Source organism: Limnohabitans sp. INBF003 (genome assembly GCF_055396645.1).
Genome location: NZ_AP029222.1, coordinates 1222348 through 1240021 on the forward strand (window position 1 = coordinate 1222348; position 17674 = coordinate 1240021).

Sequence of the window (17674 nt, forward strand, 5' to 3'; positions counted from 1 at the left end):
TCAATGCTCCTCACCCAGGTAGGCGGCTTGCACACCGCTGTCGGCGCGCACCACGGCAGGGGTGTCGCTGGCGATCACCTGGCCGTTGACCATCACCGTCAGGTGGTCTGCCAGCGTGAAGATCGCGTCAATGTCGTGTTCGACCAGCAACATGGCGTGGTCTTTTTTCAGGCGCAACAAGAGCTGCACCATGCTCTCGGCCTCGGCCACGCCCATGCCGGCCAACGGTTCGTCGAGCAGCAGCACAACAGGCTCGGTGGCCAGCGTCATGGCAATTTCCAATTGGCGCTGCTCGCCATGGCTGGCCGCACCGGCTATTGTTTTGCGGCGGTCTTGCAAACCCGCCAGCTCCAGTGCGCGTTCGGCCCGGGCGTTTACGGCTGCCATGTTGTCGGCCCGGCCCAGCCAACCCAGCGGGTTGAAGGGCGAGGGCTGTACGCGTGACTGCGCGGCCAAGCGCACGTTGTCCCAGACGCTGAAGGTGCGGAAGATGTTGGTCTTTTGGTAGCTGCGGCCCAGCCGGTGGCGCGAGATTTTTTCGGGCGTCCAGCCGGTGATGTTGTGGCCGTCCAGGGTGATGGTGCCGCTGGTGGGCGGCAGGTCACCCGACAGCAAATTGGTCAGGGTGGATTTGCCTGCGCCGTTGGGGCCGATCACGGCGTGGATGCGGCCGTGCCACAGATCGACGTTCACTTCATTGACCGCCGCCAGGCCACCAAAACGCTTGGTCAGTTGGCGGGCCGACAGGAGCACTTGGGCTTCACTCATGGCCGCTCTCCTTGCCGATTTTCTGACCCGGAAATGCCCGGTTGATCAAGCCCAGAATGCCTTTGGGCGCAAAAATGATCAGGCCCACGATGAACAGGCCCATCCACATTTGCCAGTGTTTGCCGGTTTTGAATTCGCCGACATCGGGCAAGTCCTTGAAGATGTGCAGCAAAACCTCAAAGCTGAACGCGCCCACAATGGCCCCCGCAAAATTGCCCATGCCGCCCAAAATCACCATCATGATGGCGTGGGCGCTCATGTGAAAGCCCATGAGTTCGGGGTTCACAAAGCCGCTTTGCGCGGCCCACAAATACCCGGCCAGACCGGCCAGCGCCCCGGCTAGGGTGAAGGCCGCGAGCTTGTGGCTGAAGCTGCCAAAGCCCAAGGCGCGCATGCGGTGCTCGTTGACCCGAATGCCCGCCAGTGCGCGGCCAAAGGGGCTCCACAGCAAACGGCGCAAGAAGGCATAAACACCCACCAGGCAAGCGAGGGTGAAGAAATAAAACACCTGCTTGTTTTCCAGGTCGATCAGACCCGCGTCGGGCTTGAAGTTCAAGAAGATACCGTCCGAGCCGCCCAGGGCTTTGTTGTCAAAGAAGGCAAAAAACACCATCTGCGCAAAGGCCATGGTGACCATGATGAAGTAAATGCCGTGCGTGCGCACCACCAGAAAACCGATGACGACCGCAGCCAAGGCCGAGGCCCCGACCGCCAGTGGCAAGCTGGTGTACAGGCTCACTGGCGTGTCTTGCGGGGTAAGGAAGGCCAGTGCATAACCGGCAATGCCAAAGTAGGCCGCATGGCCCAGCGAGACCAGGCCGGTCACGCCTTGCAGCAGATCGAGGCTCATCGCAAAGATCGCCAGGATCATCATGCGGTTGACCATGTCGATGTAGAAGTTGCTGCCGACAAAAGGAAAGGCCAGCAGGGCGCACAGGCCCAGCAGCAGCACAAACTGCACGCTACGCGGCAGATTTTCAAGGTGGGTTTGGGGGGCGCTCATCGGGTTCTTGCCATCATTGTTTGAAAAGGCCTTCGGGCTTGTACAAAAGCACCGCGGCCATGAGCACATACACCAGCATGCCCGAAATTTGGGGCAGCAAAACTTTGCCGAAAGTGTCGACTAGGCCCACCAGCAGTGCAGCGATGAGTGCACCGCGCACCGAGCCGATGCCGCCAATCACCACCACCACAAAGCACATGATCAGCACTTGCGAGCCCATGTTGGGGTAGACGCTGGAAATGGGGGCGGCGATCATGCCTGCGATCGACGCCAGCCCCACGCCGAGTGCAAACACCACCGCGTGGATCAGGCCGATGTTCACGCCCAAGGCTTCGGTCATTTCATGGTTGAAGGCCCCCGCGCGGATTTTCATGCCCAGCCGGGTTTTGGAGATCAGCAAATACAGGCCCAGGGCCAGCACCAGGCACACGCCCGACATGAACAGTCGGTAGACCGGATAAGACAGCGTGTCGGTCAGCGCAATCGACGCCGACAGGGCTTCGGGAATCTGCACGCCGTGCACATCGTCGCCCCAGAGCATGGAGCGCAGCTCTTCAAACACGTAAATCAGGCCGAAGGTCAGCAGCACTTGGTCGAGGTGGTCACGGTGGTAAAAGTGCTTAAAGAGCAGCTTTTCCAGCAACAGGCCAAAGGCCACTGACAGCGCTGTGCCCACAAGGATGGCGAGGGTGAAGCTGCCGAGCATGCCCGCCAGCGACCAGGCGAGGTAAGCGCCCAGCATGTAAAAGCTGCCGTGCGCCAGATTGACCACACCCATGATGCCGAAGATCAGCGTCAGGCCCGCGGCCAGCATGAACAGCAGCAGGCCGTACTGAACGCTGTTGAGCAGCTGGATCAAAAAGTTAACGAAGTCCATCAGGTCGGTGCCCAAAGCAAAGGGTCAAAGAAAAAATGCTTGTGAAAACGGCGGAACAGGTCCGCCGTTGGTTTCTAACTCAGTCGCTGGGCCTGTTTCAGGCCGAGCGACTTGGGTGGATCACAGGCGGCAACCCGCTCCGGAGTCGGCCAGTGCCTTGGCTGCAATGCCGATTACCTTGTTTTCCTTGTTGGAGACTTCGCGCAAGTACATGTCTTGTACAGGGTTGTGCGACTTGCTCATGGTCCACTTGCCGCGTGGGCTGTCGATCACGGCCACTTCCATGGCCTTGATCATGGCCGCCTTTTTGCTGACATCGCCTTGCACCGCGTTGGCGCCTTGCACCAGCAGCAAACCGGTGTCATAGCCTTGCACAGCGTACACGTCGGGCTGCATCTTGAAGGTTTTGGCGTAGTTCAGGCGGAACTCTTTGTTGCGCTTGGTCTCGATGCCGTCGCCGTAGTGCAGGGCCGTGAGCACGCCATCGGCGGCGGGGCCTGCGGCATCCAGCACGCCTTCGGTCAGGAAGCCCGAGCCGTACAGTGGAATCTTGCCTTTGAGGCCGGCGGCGGCGTAGTCCTTGAGGAACTTGGCCGCACCGCCACCCGCAAAGAAGCAGGCCACGGCGTCGGGTTTGAGCGCCGCGATTTCGGTCAACAGTGCCTGGAATTCGACGTTGGGGAAGGGCAGGCCCAGCTCTTTGACGATGGTGCCGCCAGCCTTGGTGTAGCTTTCCTTGAAGCCTTCATAGGCCTCGTCGCCTGCGGCGTATTTCCAGGTGATCCAAACGGCCTTTTTGTGGCCGCGCTTGACCATGGCTTCGCCCAGCGCCATGGTGGGCTGGCTGTTGGAGAAGCTGGTGCGGAACACGTTGGGGGCGCACTGGGCGCGCGTGGCGATGTGCACGCCCGCGTTGGGGATCAGGCTGATCACGCCGCTGTCGCGGGCCACTTTGTGGATGCCCATTTGCACACCCGAGTGGACGGTGCCGATCAGCACATCGACCTTGTCGCGCTGCACCAGTTTGTTGGCGTTTTCGATGGCTTTGGAGGGCTCGGACTCGTCGTCGACCTTGAACCATTCGATTTCGCGACCGCCCAACTTGCCGCCTTGTTCGTTGATGGCCATGCGCACACCGTTTTCAATGGCCACGCCCAACTGGGCGAAGGTGCCTGTGTAGGGCAGCATGAAGCCGACGCGGATTTTGCCGCTTTGGGCCAGCGCGTTTTGGGGAACCAGCAGGCTGGTCGATGCGGCACCCAGGAGGGCGGCACTCTGTGTGAGAACTGAACGTCGTGAAGTCATGTGTGTCTCCTGTGAAGCAAACCAACTGTTGCCATCGGCAAACAGCACCTGCATGCATTATGTTGCATCCTGGTGTGCTGTTCTCTAGGGGAAAGTCCGGAGAAATGACTGGATTTTTCACCGACTCATTGGGTGAGTACCGCAGGTCAATGATGACCATGGGGATTCAACAACAAGGGGCTTGTTCTTAATGTTGCAGGCGCAGGTTGAATTGCCTGGCCCCCAGCTCGTCCATTTGACGCTGTTCGTGTTGTTGCAGATCGCGCCGCACGGCCTGCAGGTCGTGCTCTTCCAGAGCCCGCATTTTTTGCAATTCCACCTCAGCCTGGAATCGTTTTTGACGCAAATGGGCGACCAGGGTTTGGGCTTTGCTGATGTCGAGCACCACACGTTGCTGCAAATTGAGCAATTGGGCCATGAATTGCCGTTGGTTCATGCTGGCTTGCATGCCAAAGGCTTCGGTTTGTGTTTGCTGTTCTTTCAGCCGGTATTCGTCGTACAAGCGGCACAGCCTTTGGTGGCTGGTGTTCAGCTGTTCCAGACGTGCCAATGCTTCACCCAATTCGGTTTGAATTTGAATGACATCGTCGTTGGCCTTTTTGACCAAAACAGGCCAGCAGTTGCGTGCTTGTCGCATGTCGGTTCCTTGGTGTTATTAGGCCATCAGGGCCTGGAGCTCATGGCGGGTGGTGCCCTCATCCATGTTGATGTGCATGTCTTGCTGCAGAAAATTTTCCATGTTCTGCCGCAGACGGATGGCCTGGTCCAGTTCAGGGTTGCTGCCCATTTCGTAGGCACCCACCTGGATCAGGTCCTGGTTTTGTTGGTAAAGCGACCACAAACGCCTGAAGCGGTTGGCCAGTTTCATGTCTTCGGGGCTGAGCAGGTTTTGCATGACCCGCGAGATCGAACCGTTCAGGTCAATCGCCGGATAGTGCGCCGCATCGGCCAGTTTGCGCGACAGCATGACTTGGCCGTCGAGGGAGGCGCGGGCGATGTCGACGATGGGGTCGTTGGCGTCGTCGCCTTCGGCCAGCACCGTGTAGATGGCGGTGATGGAGCCAAACCCGTGGCGCCCCACGCCGGCACGCTCAATCAGGTTGGGCAGCAAGGCAAACACCGAAGGGGGGTAGCCCTTGGCGGTCGGGGGTTCGCCAATCGACAGGCCGATTTCACGCTGTGCGTGGGCCACCCGGGTCAGGCTGTCCATCAGCATCAGCACATCCTTGCCTTGGTCGCGAAAGTATTCGGCGATCACATGGGTCATGTGCGTGGCTTTGAGGCGCAAGACGGGTGAGACATTGGCTGGTGCGGCCACCAGTACCGATTTGGCCAAACCTTCGGGCCCGAGGGTTTCCTCAATGAAGGCTTGCACTTCTCGGCCACGTTCACCAATCAGACCGATCACCACCACATCGGCCTCGGTGAAGCGGGTCATCATGCCCAAGAGCACGCTTTTGCCCACACCGGAACCGGCGACCAAGCCCAGGCGCTGACCACGACCGATCGTCAGAACACCGTTGATGGCTTTAACCCCGACGTCAAGAATCTGTTTGATGGGACCGCGCTCCATGGGGTTGAGCGGGCGGCCCAGCAAACTGAGCACATCGGGGCAGTCGGGGGGCGGTTTGCTGTCCAGCGGTTGACCGCGACCATCGATGATGCGGCCCAGCAGTTCGGGGCCCAGGTTCACGCTGGGAGTATGGCTGAGCACCGTCACCCGTGCGCCAGGACCGATGCCGTTGGGCTCTGTGAAGGGCATCAAGTACAAGGTGTCATCGTTGAACCCGACCACTTCGGCTTCGACCCTGTGGCCCATGGGGTCGACCACTTCGCAGCACGCGCCCAAGGGGGCCATCAGGCCACGGGTTTCCAGGCGCATGCCCACCGAGCGCACCAAGGTGCCGCTGCGCTGCGGATCGGGTACATGCAGGTCGGCCATCATCTGACTGACTTCATTGTCAAAATTCATCATGCCAGGGGCTCTCGTGGCAGGTCAGCGGGGGGCTCGTCGGAATCGACAGTGTCTTGCGCAGCCCGTGACGTCTGGCTGGTTTGATCGTTGTCGATGTCCACCACATCAGCCACATCGCTGATGTGGTGGCTCCACTCGCGTCGTGGCGTGTCGGCAGGCATGGCCTCGACCGTGTCCTTGACCAAGCTGGACTTTTGCATCCAGGCATCGGGCTGGGCCAGAAGGCGACGGGCCAGAGGCTCCAGTCGGTGCTCGATCAGGTCTTGCACCACAGTGTCTTGCACACGGACCTTGACACTGCCTGGGCGCAGCAGGGCGTCGGCTTCGAGTTGCATGTGCTTGGTGACCGATTCGCCCATGGCTTGAAGACGGTGCAGATCGTCCGGGTTGACGCTGACATGCACGGGCTCGAGCGCTTGGTCAAGTTGCTGAATGCAGGCCTGGATCAGGCTGTGCACGGCTTGTCCTGAGAGCTGGAGTTCTGCGCGCACCAGTTGCTCGGCCAAATGCAGGGACAGTCGCTTGAGGGGTTCAAAAAACCGTTGTGGGTCTTGGCTGATGCTGCGCAATTCGATGCCCAAGTGGCGGATCAGTTCGCGTTCTTTGCTGCGTTCGCTTTCAAACTCGGTCCGGACTTGGGCTTGCCCTTCGAGCAAACCGCGCTGATAAGCCTCGTCGCGCAGTTGATCCAGGGCCGCATCGGTCCATTGGGATTCGGATTCGGCTTCTTTTATGGGCTCTTCGCTTGCATCTAGGGTGACCAGTGCATCTTCGTGCTCGGTCTCCAAAGGTGTGGCTTCGGCCATCAGGCCTTCTGTCGGTTCGACTTTTTCGGCCACACGCCAGGGGCCGAAAGATCGTGCCGAAGCTTCGTCCCACTGAGTGCGTAAAAAGCGGGGCGTTTGTACCGTGCTGTTGAGCAGGGGGTTGGTGCTCCAGGGGGCGGGGGCTTCTTTGTCAGACGAAACCATCGCCGCCTCCAGCCAGCACCAGCTCACCCGCATCGGACAGCTTGCGCGCCATGCGCATGACGTTCTTCTGTGCTTCTTCCACTTCTGTGATGCGCAATGGGCCTTTGCTTTCCATGTCGTCCACAAACATGACGCGAGCTCGGGCCGACATGTTGTCCAGGAACTTGTCCTTGACGAAATCGGGTGCGCCTTTGAGGGCCACCATCAGCAGATCTGGATCTGCCGAACGCATGATGGCCTGGATGCCCCGGTTGTCCACGCCCACCAGATTTTCGAAGGTGAACATGTTGTCCTGGATCTTCTGCATCAACTCGCCGTCGATCTGCGACAGGCCGGACATGATGGACGATTCGAGCTCGACCTTGACCGAGTTCATGATCTGGGCGGCCGCCTTGACGCCGCCAAAGCTGGACGATTTGGACGAAGAGTTCGTGGCGAACTGCTTCATCATGATTTGTTCCAGCTCTTCCATGGCCGACGGTTGCACCGTCTCTAGGCTGGCAATGCGCTGGATGATTTCGGGGCGTGATTCGCCAGGCAGGAAGTTCAGCACGTCAGCGGCCACGGTGTATTCGAGCACCGACAAGATGATGGCCACCACCTGAGGGTGTTCGCCGCGGATCATTTCGGCAATCGAGCGAGCGTCCATCCATTTCAGGATCTCCAGGCCCTTGCTGCCTTGGCCCGGCATGATGCGGCTGAGCACCGAAGCGGCTTTGTCTTCGCCCAAGGCGCGCTTGAGCACTTTCTCGACATAGTCGCCTGTGCCGAGACCCAGGCTGGTCTGCTTTTTCAGCATGGTGACGAATTCGTCCAGGACGATGTTCACCGCTTCTTGCGACAAGTCAGACACCGAGACCATGGCGGCGCCCAGGGACTGTACTTCCTTGGGGTTCATGAAGCGGATGATTTCAGACGCTTGTTGCTCGCCCAGAAGCAGCATCAAGACCGCAGCACGTTGTGTGCTGGTCAGCTCAGCCAGTTCCTTGACCAATTCTTCGGTCATGTTGATGTTGCTGTCCCCCAGCAGGGCAGGCGGTGCATCCTTGCCGTCTTTGGGCTTTTCTGCTTTGACGTCTTTGTCGTCGGGTTTTTTGGTGGCCATGGTTGTTTTTCCTTGATGTGCTTCAGCTGGCCTTGATCATGCCTTTGAGCACGTTGGCCACGCGGCCGGAGTCTTCTGCGACCAGCATGCGGATGAGCGCCACTTTGTCGTCGTAGGTGTTGGCCGTGTCCAGCATGTCCATGGAGATGCTTGACTTCTTGGGCTTGAGTTTGGCCTTGATCTCTTCCAGGCTTTCGCCTTCGCCAATCTGGATCATGCGCATGTCGTCTTCGCTCAACTCGCCGTCGCTCAGGGCGGCCTTGGCCTGGTCGGCATCGGTGGCTGCATCGCTGGCGTACATGTTGCGCATGATGGGGCGCACCACAATCAGCATGAACACGATGAAACTGATGGCCAGCAAGCCGCCTTTGATGCCGGTTTGCACCGCATCTTCCAGGTACCAGGGGATGGTCTCCAAGGCTGTGGCTGGCTCGAACTTGGCGGGCACCACCGAGACGTTGTCGCCGCGCTGCTGGTCGAAACCCACCACGCCACGCACCACCTGCAGCATTTGCTCCAGCTCTTGTGGTGTATAGGCCTGGGTGGTCGGGGCGTTCGGCACCACGGGGGCGTCTTTGGCCGGTGGCGGTGCGGGGCGCTCGTTCACGACCACGGCCACGCTGACTTTCATGATGCCGCCTGTCGCGTTGCGCACGTGGCGCACGGTGCGGTCCAGCTCAAAGTTGCGTGTGGCGCGGCTGCTGAGCTTGCTGCCGGATTCGCCCGAACCTTTGTTGCCATCCACTTGTGTGGAGTTGGTGGTGGTGGGGTCTGCGGGAGGGGTGTTGGCCAGTGCGCCCGGAATGCCTTCGGCAGCCCGGCTGGCAGCGCGGTCTTCGGCCGTCACTTCGGAGCGTGTGCGGGGGCCTTTGTCTTTGTTGTCAAAGTCTTCGGTGGTGCTCTCGATCTGGGTGAAGTCCAGCGACAGGTTCACTTGTGACCGCACATTGGCCTCGCCCACCATGGGGGCCAGGATTTGCATGATGCGGGTGCGGTACACCTCTTCAAGCTGCTGCTTGTGTTGCTCTTGGGCCGAGGTCAAACCGAGTTTTTGCTCGGTGGCCGACTCGGTCATGAGCTTGCCCACGTTGTCGACCACGGTCACATGGTCTGGCGCCAGATAAGGCACGCTCGACGACACCAGGTGCACGATGGCCTGCACTTGCGAGGCCGACACGGCGCGGCCAGGGTAGGGGGCCAACACCACAGAGGCCTTGGGCGGCGTGCGGTCACGCACGAACACGCTTTGCTTGGGGGTGGCCAGGTGCACGCGGGCGCTTTGCACGCTGCCAATTTGCATGATGCTGCGGGCCAGCTCTTGCTCCATCGCCGCATTCACCTTGACCTGTTCCATGAACTGGCTGGTGGTCATGGACGACTGCTCTTTCAGACCATCCAGGCCCGTGGCACCGGCTTTGGGCAAACCTTGCGAGGCCAGAAAAATCCGGGCTTCGTGAAAGCGCTGGCTGGGCACGGTGAGCTGGCCTGTCGCGGGGTCGATCTTGGGTTTGAAGTCAGCAGTTTTGAGTGACTCAAAAGCTTTTTGCTGGTCGGCTTCCTGCAGCCCGGGCATCACGGGGCGGTAGGGGGTGGCCTGCATCCAGGCGTAAACCAGACCAAAGATGACCAACACGGCCAGCATGATGATCAGCGGCAGCACTTTGCGAACGGCCGGTTGGTTGATCACGGTCTTGAAGGTGTCGGCCATGCCTTGAGTGCGCCAGGGGCTGAGCATGCCGCCTGCGCCTGCGCCATTGGCTGCACCGTTGGCACCTTGGGCGGTGGTCAACGCCGTGCCGCCCGAAGCATTGGCGGGCGTGGTGGCAGGGGTGTTGTTGGACGCTGGGGGCGCGGTCATCACGCCAGTGTTCATCGAAGCGGTTGCTGTGGCCATGTTTGTTCTTCTTCAGTTGAGAGGGTCAGACCGGCATGTTCAGAATTTCTTCGTAGGCCTTGAGCACTTTGTTGCGCACTTGCAAGGTGGCTTCAAAGGCCAACGAAGATTTCTGCATGCCCAGCACCACGTCGGTCAGCGCGATGTTTTCGCCACGGTCAAAGGCGGCACGCATTTCAGCGGATTGGACTTGCAGGTTGTTGACCTGCCCGAGCGCACCCGAGACCAGATCGGAGAAACCTGTTTTCTGGACACCGCCTGCGCTGCCGCCCAGTTCGGTCGCGCCGGGCATGCCCGCGGTTTTGCCAGAGGCTTCGGCCTGGTGGCTGCGCAGGGTTTGCAGCATCGACTGGATGCTGGCAGGAGAGATGGCTTTGTCGATCATGCGTGTCTCCGTCAATAGGCCGCGTTGGCCATGCCCAAGCCGTGCTCACGCAGTTGGGCCAATTTGTAGCGCAAGGTGCGCGGGCTGATGCCCAGGCGCTTGGCGGCTTCCGTCTTGCTGGGGGTGCTGGCCAAGGTGGCCATGATCACCTGGTGCTCGTTCATGCGGGCGGCGCTGTGCAGGTCGGTGGGCACTTCGGCGTGCAAGCTGGGAGCCTCGTCGGTGATGACCGGCGCTTGCAAACCGAAGGTGTGCTTGGCGGCGTTCATGAATTCATCGAAACCCGCCACAGGCTGGGCTGGGGCCGCAGGTTCAGCGTTCACCGACGCCTGCGCTGGGGCAGGTGCGGGCGTCGAAGTTGTTGCGGGGGCGCTGGCGGTCAGCCAGTCGTCAAACATCAGGTGTGCGGGGGTGACCACGTGGTCGGTGCACAACACCATGGCGCGGCGCATCACGTTTTCCAGCTCGCGCACATTGCCGGGCCAGGGGTATTGCAGCAGCTGCATCTGCGCCTGCGGGTGCAGCTGCCAAGGTTTCTTGTCGTGCTGCAGCAGGCACTGCATGGCCAAAGGAATGATGTCGCCGGGGCGCTCGGCCAGGGGCAACAAGCGCATGCGGAAAGTGGCAATGCGGTAGTACAGGTCCTCGCGGAACTCGCGCTCGGCGATGGCTTTTTTCAGGTCCTTGTTGGTGGCGGCCACGATGCGCACATTCAAGGGGATCACAGTTTGGCCGCCCAGGCGGGTGAGTTGGCGCTCTTGCAGCACGCGCAGCAGCTTGCTTTGCAGGTGCATGGGCATCTCGCCAATTTCGTCCAGGAACAAGGTGCCGCCCTGGGCTTGTTCGAACAAACCTTTTTGGTCGCGGTGGGCACCCGTGAAAGCGCCTTTCTCATGACCGAACAGCATGTCTTCGATCAGATTTTCCGGCATGGCCGCGCAGTTCAGCGCAACAAACGGGCCGTGTGCCCGGCCCGAGGCCTCATGCAGCACGCGGGCCAGGACTTCCTTGCCCGAGCCTGTCGGGCCAACCAGCAAGGCAGTCACATCGGCTTGGGCCACTTTTTGGGCCAGGGCCAGCAGGTGTTGACTCGCCGGGTCTACAAACACCACGTTGCGTACAGGCTGTGGTGTGGTGCGGCTTGCCGTGGGGTTGAGTTGGTTTTGCAGTCGCTGCCAAGAGGCTGTGCGAACGTCTTGCGCCGCCAGCACGGTCAATGCGCCCGCTTGGGTGGCTTCAACGGCCAGGTCCAGATCGTGGCGGTCAACGCGGCAGACCACAGGGGTGGTCAGACCTGCGTCTTGTAAAAGCTGTTGAACGGCTTTGAGTCGTGTCACGTCCAAAGTCAGGTGCAACACCACCATGGCCGCATCGGCCGCGTGGGCGAGCAGGTTGTCCAGCGTGGTGACGGGCATCACAGCCCAGCCGCTCACCTGCAAGGCATGACTGTGCTCGGGGCTCAGGGCTGCTTCGGGGTCCAGCCAAAGGGCCAGAGGGGTGGAAAGGGGTTGTGACTTCACGGTGTTGGTCTCATGTTCAGATGAAACCTACTAAGCAACCCTTGTGCCAGATTTAAATGCATTTAAAAAGCACTTAAATACCGAATATTGAGTACTTTAATGTTTTTAAAATTCTGGTGATTTTGACACTGCGCTTGACGGAAGATTGACAGCGGGAGCCCTGAAAAGTTGTCATACCCGCGCATGCGGGTATCCATTGCCGCCGAAGGCATGAATTCAGGATCAAGTTTAGGGTGACATTGATGTGTCATGCCCGTGAACGTGGGTATCCACATCACGCCCGGTCAAGCCGCGGTCTTGTATTTGGCGTCAAAGAGCATGCAAAACTGCCCATCCACGCGCAGCACCTCCATCGCAGGCAGCAGCCGCGATTGAAAGCCCATGGCCCTGCAGGCATAAGGTACCGATGGGATGTGGGTGATGGCGAAATGCCGGCATTGCCAGCAATTAGGGCCCTGTGCTTGTTTACCCGATGTGGGTTGGATGACCATACGATTTAAAAACTACTCGCTAATAAAACAGGGACCCTTGAAGGTCCCTGTTTTAGCCAGCTTGACCCCATTAACCTTGGAGAAGCTTCATCACGGACTGTTGATCTGTATTGGCTTGTGCCAAGATGGCTGTAGCGGCTTGCTGAATGATCTGCGTGCGCGACAGCTCGCTAGAGGCCTTGGCATAGTCAGTGTCCAGAATGCGACTGCGGGAGGCTGATGTGTTGACAGAGACATTCGTGAGGTTGTCCATGGCATAAGTGAATCGGTTAATTTTGGCACCCATATCACCACGGAAATCGTCCACAGTGGAAATCGCATCATCTAACGCATTGATGGCCGAGTTGGCACCTGACTGTGTGGTGATGCTCATGGCCGTGACACCCAAAGCAGAGGCAGTCATACTCACCAAATCCAGTGTGATCACTTGGTCGGCACCCGCTCCGACTTGAAATGTCATGGTGCCGGATGTGCCTGCAGTGCTGGCAGATCCAAGCAAAACGCTCATGTTGTTGAAGGTGGTGTCGGTCGCAATGCGTGAGATTTCAGCGGTCAATTGATCAACCTCCTTTTGCAGAGAAGCACGGTCATCGTCGCTGTTTGTGTCAGTTGCGGATTGGACTGCCAATTCACGCATGCGCTGGAGCATGTTGGTGATCTCAATGGTTGCCCCTTCAGCTGTTTGCGCTACGCTGATGGCATCGTTGGCATTGCGGACTGCTTGATCCAGACCACGGATCTGCGATGTCATTTTGTTGCTAATTGCCAATCCCGCTGCATCGTCCTTAGCTGAGTTGATGCGGCGTCCTGTCGACAATTGCTCCATGGCTGCACCTAGCGCACGGCTATTGCGGCCCAAAGCATTCTGCGAGATCAGTGATTTGACATTGGTATTAATGACGGACATGACGAATTTCCTTTATTTAGATAGGCACATCGGCAATTTTTTGCCTCTTGTGTTTTGACGTTCAATGGCTAATTGCCGGTGTTTCCAATTGAGATGAGTCTTGAGTCATTTCTAACAACTGCTGTTTTTCTGCCTGTAGTTGCCTGTGTTCCGGAAAAACTCCAACAGCCTGCTTGGCTGCTTGAGTTGCGCTTTTGATTTCTCCTCGACATCGCAGCACACGGATCCAATGGAGCCAGGTGTCTGGAGGGGATTCACCTTTTTGCACCCTCATGAGCTCTTGAAGCAGATCTTTAGCGCGATCCCAATCTTGTTGTACTTCTGCGACCAAGGCGCCAATGCAGAGGATGTCCTGAGAATGAGGGTGCAGGCTTAAACCTGCGTCAACCAATGCATTCGCTAGTGCTAATTGATCATTGCTGACCAAACAAGCAATTGTTTGCCTGATTTGTTCTGGCGTGAAACGTGACACCTGTTTTTCGGGTGTGATGCGACCGTAGGCAGCCTCGTGTAAAACAATCTCTGCGAGTGCAGTCATTCAAGTACTCCTTGACCTGTCAGAAAACCGGCGGCAATAAGTTGCCAACCGCTTTGTAAGTGAATTTAAGCAATAGCTGTGCCAGCTGTTGGGCCACCTTTTCCGTCGAGCCACTTGGGTGCTGAAATACAGTGAAACAACAAGGCTAAAGGCGAGATGTTGGCTGCTCAGATGGCCTGTCAAATATTTTTTGTTAAAGATCTGGATCTTCGTGTCGATACACATTGCGTACTGGTGTCAACCTGGTGCCTGGACTTCCCCAGCAACTGTGTTCACCGATGGAGGTTACGCCCATGTCTACATCTGCAATTACAAATTCTGTTCAAGCGGCCATACCGCACAAGGCTGACGTTCAGCAGGCAGCCGCTGGAGTCCGACCTCCGGATTCTTCCGTTGCAACGGAAACTGCAGGTAAAAATTCCGTTGACGCCAAGGAGGCGTTGCTGGTCAATCGTGAGGCCATGTCCAGAAATCTGGAGGAAGTCATACAAAATCTCAATGAGCAAATGAAGGCCAACCAGCGCGGCTTGAGTTTTTCAAAAGACCAAGTCAATGGCGCAATGGTTGTCAAAGTTATCAATAGTCACACGGGTGAAATGGTGCGGCAGATCCCAGATGTTTCCTTGCTTCGTGCTGCACACTCCATCGAAGCTTTGAAGGGTTTGATCCATGATGAGTCCACTTAAAAATTTTTCAAAAATGACTCAAGTCTTCTGAAACCAGGTCGATTCACTAATCAACGGGAACTTGAAAATTGATCAAAGAGATTTGAGATTCCGTCCAACCAAAGCGAGTGAATGCATTTTGATTTGCTTGCAATTTTTGTGGCAGCGTTGCTAAAGAATTTTTTCTTTAGACGCACTACCCTGATACCAGGGTGAAGGAGAAAGAAATGTCTGTTATCAATACCAACGTCAAGTCCCTCATGGCCGCCAACGCAATGGCCGTGAACAACCGTGCCCTGACATCGGCGATGGAGAAGCTGTCGACAGGTAAGCGCATCAACAGTGCTGCTGATGATGCTGCCGGTCTGTCCATCTCCAACCGCATGACTTCTCAAATTCGCGGTTTGAACCAAGCGGTTCGTAATGCCAACGACGGCATCAGCGTGGCTCAAACGGCCGAAGGTGCAACACAGGAAATCACCAATATGCTTCAGCGCATGCGTGAGTTGGCTGTTCAGTCAGTCAACGACACGAACAGTTCTGCTGATCGCACTTCTTTGCAGTCAGAAGTGTCTGAACTGCAAGATGAAATTACTCGAATCGCTGAAAACACACGTTTCAACGACATGACGATTCTGCAAGGCTCTGCCAGTACCGCAGGTACCACCGGTACCATGACGTTCCAAGTGGGGGCTGCCAGTGGCGAAACCATCACGCTTGATTTGGTGTCCATGACTGCTAGCGGGTTGTCTGTGGCTGATGTTGATATTTCCACAACTTCAGGTGCGGCCGGTGCCATTGCCACCTTGGATGATGCTATTGCCTCTGTTGACGATTTCCGATCAGATTTGGGTGCCAAGATCAATCGCATGACACACGCTGTAGATAACCTGACCAATGTGGCACAGACAACATCGGCAGCGCGAAGCCGCATCTTAGACACGGACTATGCCGCCGAATCAACAGAGCTTGCGCGAACTCAGATCATTGCGCAGGCGGCCACGGCGATGCTTGCGCAAGCGAACCAACAGCCTCAGTCTGTCTTGGCGCTTCTCAAGTAAGTCGTTTAAATGACTAGCAGTTGAACTGCAAAAAGAAAGCCCGCTTTCCTGCGGGCTTTCGGTATCAAATGAACGCAGCCCAGGTTTCATGGACTTGGGCTGCGCTGTAGCAGGAGAGTGCCCATGTCGGTCATCAATACCAACATCCAGTCATTGCAGGCCAGGGATGCGCTGGGCGTCAATAACCGATCGCTGACGGAAGCCATGCAAAGGCTAGCGACCGGCAAACGCATCAACAGCGCGGCCGATGATGCTGCAGGCCTGGCGATTTCCAACCGGATGACTTCTCAAATTCGGGGTCTCAACCAAGCGGTTCGAAATGCCAATGATGCCGTCAGCGTCGCACAGACTGCGGAGAGTTCCACACAAGAAATTACCAACATGCTGCAGCGCATGCGTGAATTGGCTATTCAATCTGCTAACGACACCAACAGTTCTGCCGATCGGGACTCCTTGCAATCGGAAATGTCGGAGTTAATTGCTGCAGTGGATGACATAGCCAGTAATACAAAGTTCAACGATATGACGATCTTGCAAGGCTCTGCAAGTGACTTGGGTACTGCTGGCGCTGTGACTTTCCAGATAGGAGGTGAATCTGGTCAAACCATCACCTTGAATTTGCAATCGATGGCCACATCAGCATCCTCATTGGCCATCGCTAGTCTGGACATTTCGACTCTGTCAGGAGCCAGCAGCGCTTTAGCAAGCCTAGATACTGCTATTGCAACAATCGATGATTTTCGATCCGACTTGGGTGCCAAGATCAATGCGTTTACGCATGCGATGGACAACCTGAGCACTGTTTCGCAAAACACGTCGGCGGCACGAAGTCGAATTTTGGATGCGGATTATGCAAGCGAGACCATGGAGCTTGCTCGAACGCAGATCATTCAAAACGCCGCCACCGCCATGCTGAGTCAGGCCAACCAACAACCTAGAAATGTGTTGGTGTTGCTTCAATGAATCGGCTTCACTGGTTTGATTTGACTTGAGATTTGACCATGATCGTTGAGCGGATCAATTTGCAAAACATCCGACAGCAGCCGCACATCACTACCTTGAGTGCGCTGGAAGTCGGTGAGAGCGTGTATTGCACAGAGCTCAAGCAGGCGCAAAGCCTGCGAGCCTTGAGCTACTACATGGTTCGATCACGCAACCTGCAGAGAAAGTTCACGTTCAGAAAAATGGACCGGGGTTGGCGCATCATCCGGATTCAGTGATCAGTTGAAGCTGGACTTGAGCAAAAATGTGACCAAATCCTTGTTCATCGACAGGGACTGGGTAAGCATTGCAGTGGCGGCGTCGCGCTGAATCTGGGCAGCTGCGAGTTTGGAGGTTTCTTCGGCCATATTTGCGTCCATGATTTTTCCGTAAGCCACTGACTGGTTGGTGATCATGGCGTTGGCCACATTGGTCTGTACATCCAGTACATTTTGTTTGGCCCCAATGTAAGACTGGTATTCATTCAGGGTGTCCAAGGCATTGTCGATGACGCCTACCGCCAACGTGGCATTGCTTGCGCTCGAAACACTGAGCAAATTGGTACCAGACGAATTTTCGATGCTCAAAGAGTAAGAAGTAATTTTGTCAAAACTGATGGTGGTGGTATCGCCAGACGCCGTGCCAGACTGGATCGTCATGCTGGAAGCGGTGGTCATGAGCGAACTGTCGTTCCAGACGGCGTTGTCTGCAATGCTGTCGATCTGATCCACATATTCATCAATCTGATCCTGGTATCCCGTTCGGTCGGAATTGGTCAGTGTAGAGCTTTCGGCTGCCACCGCTGCAACCCGCATGTAGCTCAGGATATCGATCATCTGGGTGAGTGAGTCGTCCACAATTTGAGTGGTTGCCGTGCCCAAGGATAAATTGTCCAAAACTTTAGAAAAAGACCCGATTTGAGTTTTCAGTCGGTTGGCTATGGCCAGCCCCGTCGGGTCGTCAGAGGCGTGGTTTATGCGCAGCCCTGTGCTGATCCGCTCGCTGGCTTGGGCAATATTGGCGTTGGCTGAATAGATGGCCTTGACAGCATTCAAGGCATTCAAATTGGTAGAGATTTGCATGGTTTGGCCCCTTGTACAGATCCACTGGCGCGGATCTTAAATACAAATACAAGGTAACCATACGGCATCAATGCAGCAAGTGGGAAAACTTGAGCGATCTTTACACTTTTTACAGGGGTTTACACGCGCTTGGATGGCTTGTGTGT

Annotated in this window: 19 protein-coding genes; 5 read left to right on the forward strand and 14 right to left on the reverse strand. The window is 57.0% G+C overall.

Translation table 11 applies throughout. The annotated features are described in order from the left end of the window. From ACZ5VE_RS05560 to ACZ5VE_RS05610, 11 genes are all read right to left on the reverse strand, one after another. Positions 1 to 768: an ABC transporter ATP-binding protein gene (locus ACZ5VE_RS05560; RefSeq protein ID WP_464457032.1), complete on the reverse strand. Its 768-nt coding sequence runs from the start codon at positions 766 to 768 to the stop codon at positions 1 to 3. After that, on the reverse strand, positions 761 to 1771 hold the full coding sequence (locus ACZ5VE_RS05565) for a branched-chain amino acid ABC transporter permease (protein ID WP_464457033.1): 1011 nt from the start codon (positions 1769 to 1771) through the stop codon (positions 761 to 763). Before ACZ5VE_RS05565 ends, ACZ5VE_RS05560 begins: the two co-directional genes overlap by 8 nt. A 13-nt stretch (positions 1772 to 1784) precedes the next feature. Then, positions 1785 to 2648, reverse strand: coding sequence for a branched-chain amino acid ABC transporter permease (locus ACZ5VE_RS05570; RefSeq protein ID WP_464457448.1), 864 nt, complete (start codon positions 2646 to 2648; stop codon positions 1785 to 1787). Between the two features lie 120 nt (positions 2649 to 2768). After that, a complete protein-coding gene (locus tag ACZ5VE_RS05575; RefSeq protein WP_464457034.1) occupies positions 2769 to 3953 on the reverse strand; it encodes an ABC transporter substrate-binding protein in 1185 nt (394 codons plus the stop codon). 187 nt (positions 3954 to 4140) lie between these two features. Then, positions 4141 to 4590: a flagellar export protein FliJ gene (locus ACZ5VE_RS05580; RefSeq protein WP_464457035.1), complete on the reverse strand. Its 450-nt coding sequence runs from the start codon at positions 4588 to 4590 to the stop codon at positions 4141 to 4143. Positions 4591 to 4608: 18 nt separating this feature from the next. Continuing rightward, complete coding sequence (locus ACZ5VE_RS05585) at positions 4609 to 5925, reverse strand: FliI/YscN family ATPase (RefSeq protein WP_464457036.1); 1317 nt, start codon at positions 5923 to 5925, stop codon at positions 4609 to 4611. After that, positions 5925 to 6899, reverse strand: coding sequence for a FliH/SctL family protein (locus tag ACZ5VE_RS05590; protein WP_464457037.1), 975 nt, complete (start codon positions 6897 to 6899; stop codon positions 5925 to 5927). Before ACZ5VE_RS05590 ends, ACZ5VE_RS05585 begins: the two co-directional genes overlap by 1 nt. Next, positions 6886 to 8004, reverse strand: a complete 1119-nt coding sequence (gene fliG, locus ACZ5VE_RS05595) for a flagellar motor switch protein FliG (protein ID WP_464457038.1) — start codon at positions 8002 to 8004, stop codon at positions 6886 to 6888. Before fliG ends, ACZ5VE_RS05590 begins: the two co-directional genes overlap by 14 nt. A gap of 22 nt (positions 8005 to 8026) precedes the next feature. Further along, positions 8027 to 9898 carry a flagellar basal-body MS-ring/collar protein FliF gene (fliF, locus tag ACZ5VE_RS05600; RefSeq protein ID WP_464457039.1) on the reverse strand — a complete coding sequence of 624 codons (1872 nt, stop codon included), beginning with the start codon at positions 9896 to 9898 and terminating at the stop codon, positions 8027 to 8029. A gap of 25 nt (positions 9899 to 9923) precedes the next feature. After that, on the reverse strand, positions 9924 to 10283 hold the full coding sequence (fliE, locus tag ACZ5VE_RS05605) for a flagellar hook-basal body complex protein FliE (RefSeq protein ID WP_291924070.1): 360 nt from the start codon (positions 10281 to 10283) through the stop codon (positions 9924 to 9926). An 11-nt stretch (positions 10284 to 10294) separates the two neighbouring features. Continuing rightward, positions 10295 to 11803 carry a sigma-54 interaction domain-containing protein gene (locus tag ACZ5VE_RS05610; protein ID WP_464457040.1) on the reverse strand — a complete coding sequence of 503 codons (1509 nt, stop codon included), beginning with the start codon at positions 11801 to 11803 and terminating at the stop codon, positions 10295 to 10297. A gap of 249 nt (positions 11804 to 12052) precedes the next feature. Here ACZ5VE_RS05610 and ACZ5VE_RS05615 point away from each other — a divergent pair, with 249 nt between their 5' ends. Further along, on the forward strand, positions 12053 to 12178 hold the full coding sequence (locus ACZ5VE_RS05615; RefSeq protein ID WP_464457041.1) for a hypothetical protein: 126 nt from the start codon (positions 12053 to 12055) through the stop codon (positions 12176 to 12178). Between the two features lie 186 nt (positions 12179 to 12364). Here the strand turns inward: ACZ5VE_RS05615 and ACZ5VE_RS05620 are convergent, their stop codons facing one another. Both ACZ5VE_RS05620 and ACZ5VE_RS05625 read right to left on the reverse strand, forming a co-directional pair. Beyond that, the gene (locus ACZ5VE_RS05620) at positions 12365 to 13201 is read right to left on the reverse strand and encodes a flagellin N-terminal helical domain-containing protein (protein ID WP_464457042.1); all 837 of its coding nucleotides are present in this window, start codon (positions 13199 to 13201) and stop codon (positions 12365 to 12367) included. Positions 13202 to 13262: 61 nt separating this feature from the next. Next, positions 13263 to 13739, reverse strand: a complete 477-nt coding sequence (locus ACZ5VE_RS05625) for a tetratricopeptide repeat protein (RefSeq protein ID WP_464457043.1) — start codon at positions 13737 to 13739, stop codon at positions 13263 to 13265. A gap of 293 nt (positions 13740 to 14032) precedes the next feature. On the opposite strand from ACZ5VE_RS05625, the gene ACZ5VE_RS05630 reads away from it, so the two are divergent. The 4 genes from ACZ5VE_RS05630 to ACZ5VE_RS05645 all read left to right on the forward strand — a co-directional run bounded on the left by ACZ5VE_RS05630 (position 14033) and on the right by ACZ5VE_RS05645 (position 16685). Then, positions 14033 to 14425 carry a flagellar protein FlaG gene (locus tag ACZ5VE_RS05630; protein WP_464457044.1) on the forward strand — a complete coding sequence of 131 codons (393 nt, stop codon included), beginning with the start codon at positions 14033 to 14035 and terminating at the stop codon, positions 14423 to 14425. Between the two features lie 206 nt (positions 14426 to 14631). Next, complete coding sequence (locus ACZ5VE_RS05635; protein ID WP_464457045.1) at positions 14632 to 15465, forward strand: flagellin N-terminal helical domain-containing protein; 834 nt, start codon at positions 14632 to 14634, stop codon at positions 15463 to 15465. Positions 15466 to 15588: 123 nt separating this feature from the next. Next, positions 15589 to 16428 (forward strand): flagellin N-terminal helical domain-containing protein, encoded by an 840-nt coding sequence (locus ACZ5VE_RS05640; protein ID WP_464457046.1) that lies wholly within the window; start codon positions 15589 to 15591, stop codon positions 16426 to 16428. 32 nt (positions 16429 to 16460) lie between these two features. Then, entirely contained in the window at positions 16461 to 16685 is a 225-nt protein-coding gene (locus ACZ5VE_RS05645; RefSeq protein WP_464457047.1) for a hypothetical protein, read from the forward strand. Here ACZ5VE_RS05645 and ACZ5VE_RS05650 read toward each other — a convergent pair whose 3' ends face one another. After that, positions 16686 to 17510 (reverse strand): flagellin, encoded by an 825-nt coding sequence (locus ACZ5VE_RS05650; protein ID WP_464457048.1) that lies wholly within the window; start codon positions 17508 to 17510, stop codon positions 16686 to 16688. Positions 17511 to 17674: the final 164 nt, after the last annotated feature.

Excerpts from the sequence above, each read along its gene's own strand:
- ACZ5VE_RS05560 (WP_464457032.1), bottom strand. The coding sequence starts at position 768 with ATGAGTGAAGCCCAAGTGCTCCTGTCGGCCCGCCAACTGACCAAGCGT.
- ACZ5VE_RS05565 (WP_464457033.1), bottom strand. The coding sequence starts at position 1,771 with ATGAGCGCCCCCCAAACCCACCTTGAAAATCTGCCGCGTAGCGTGCAG.
- ACZ5VE_RS05570 (WP_464457448.1), bottom strand. The coding sequence starts at position 2,648 with ATGGACTTCGTTAACTTTTTGATCCAGCTGCTCAACAGCGTTCAGTAC.
- ACZ5VE_RS05575 (WP_464457034.1), bottom strand. The coding sequence starts at position 3,953 with ATGACTTCACGACGTTCAGTTCTCACACAGAGTGCCGCCCTCCTGGGT.
- ACZ5VE_RS05580 (WP_464457035.1), bottom strand. The coding sequence starts at position 4,590 with ATGCGACAAGCACGCAACTGCTGGCCTGTTTTGGTCAAAAAGGCCAAC.
- ACZ5VE_RS05585 (WP_464457036.1), bottom strand. The coding sequence starts at position 5,925 with ATGAATTTTGACAATGAAGTCAGTCAGATGATGGCCGACCTGCATGTA.
- ACZ5VE_RS05590 (WP_464457037.1), bottom strand. The coding sequence starts at position 6,899 with ATGGTTTCGTCTGACAAAGAAGCCCCCGCCCCCTGGAGCACCAACCCC.
- fliG (WP_464457038.1), bottom strand. The coding sequence starts at position 8,004 with ATGGCCACCAAAAAACCCGACGACAAAGACGTCAAAGCAGAAAAGCCC.
- fliF (WP_464457039.1), bottom strand. The coding sequence starts at position 9,898 with ATGGCCACAGCAACCGCTTCGATGAACACTGGCGTGATGACCGCGCCC.
- fliE (WP_291924070.1), bottom strand. The coding sequence starts at position 10,283 with ATGATCGACAAAGCCATCTCTCCTGCCAGCATCCAGTCGATGCTGCAA.
- ACZ5VE_RS05615 (WP_464457041.1), top strand. The coding sequence starts at position 12,053 with ATGCCCGTGAACGTGGGTATCCACATCACGCCCGGTCAAGCCGCGGTC.
- ACZ5VE_RS05620 (WP_464457042.1), bottom strand. The coding sequence starts at position 13,201 with ATGTCCGTCATTAATACCAATGTCAAATCACTGATCTCGCAGAATGCT.
- ACZ5VE_RS05625 (WP_464457043.1), bottom strand. The coding sequence starts at position 13,739 with ATGACTGCACTCGCAGAGATTGTTTTACACGAGGCTGCCTACGGTCGC.
- ACZ5VE_RS05630 (WP_464457044.1), top strand. The coding sequence starts at position 14,033 with ATGTCTACATCTGCAATTACAAATTCTGTTCAAGCGGCCATACCGCAC.
- ACZ5VE_RS05635 (WP_464457045.1), top strand. The coding sequence starts at position 14,632 with ATGTCTGTTATCAATACCAACGTCAAGTCCCTCATGGCCGCCAACGCA.
- ACZ5VE_RS05640 (WP_464457046.1), top strand. The coding sequence starts at position 15,589 with ATGTCGGTCATCAATACCAACATCCAGTCATTGCAGGCCAGGGATGCG.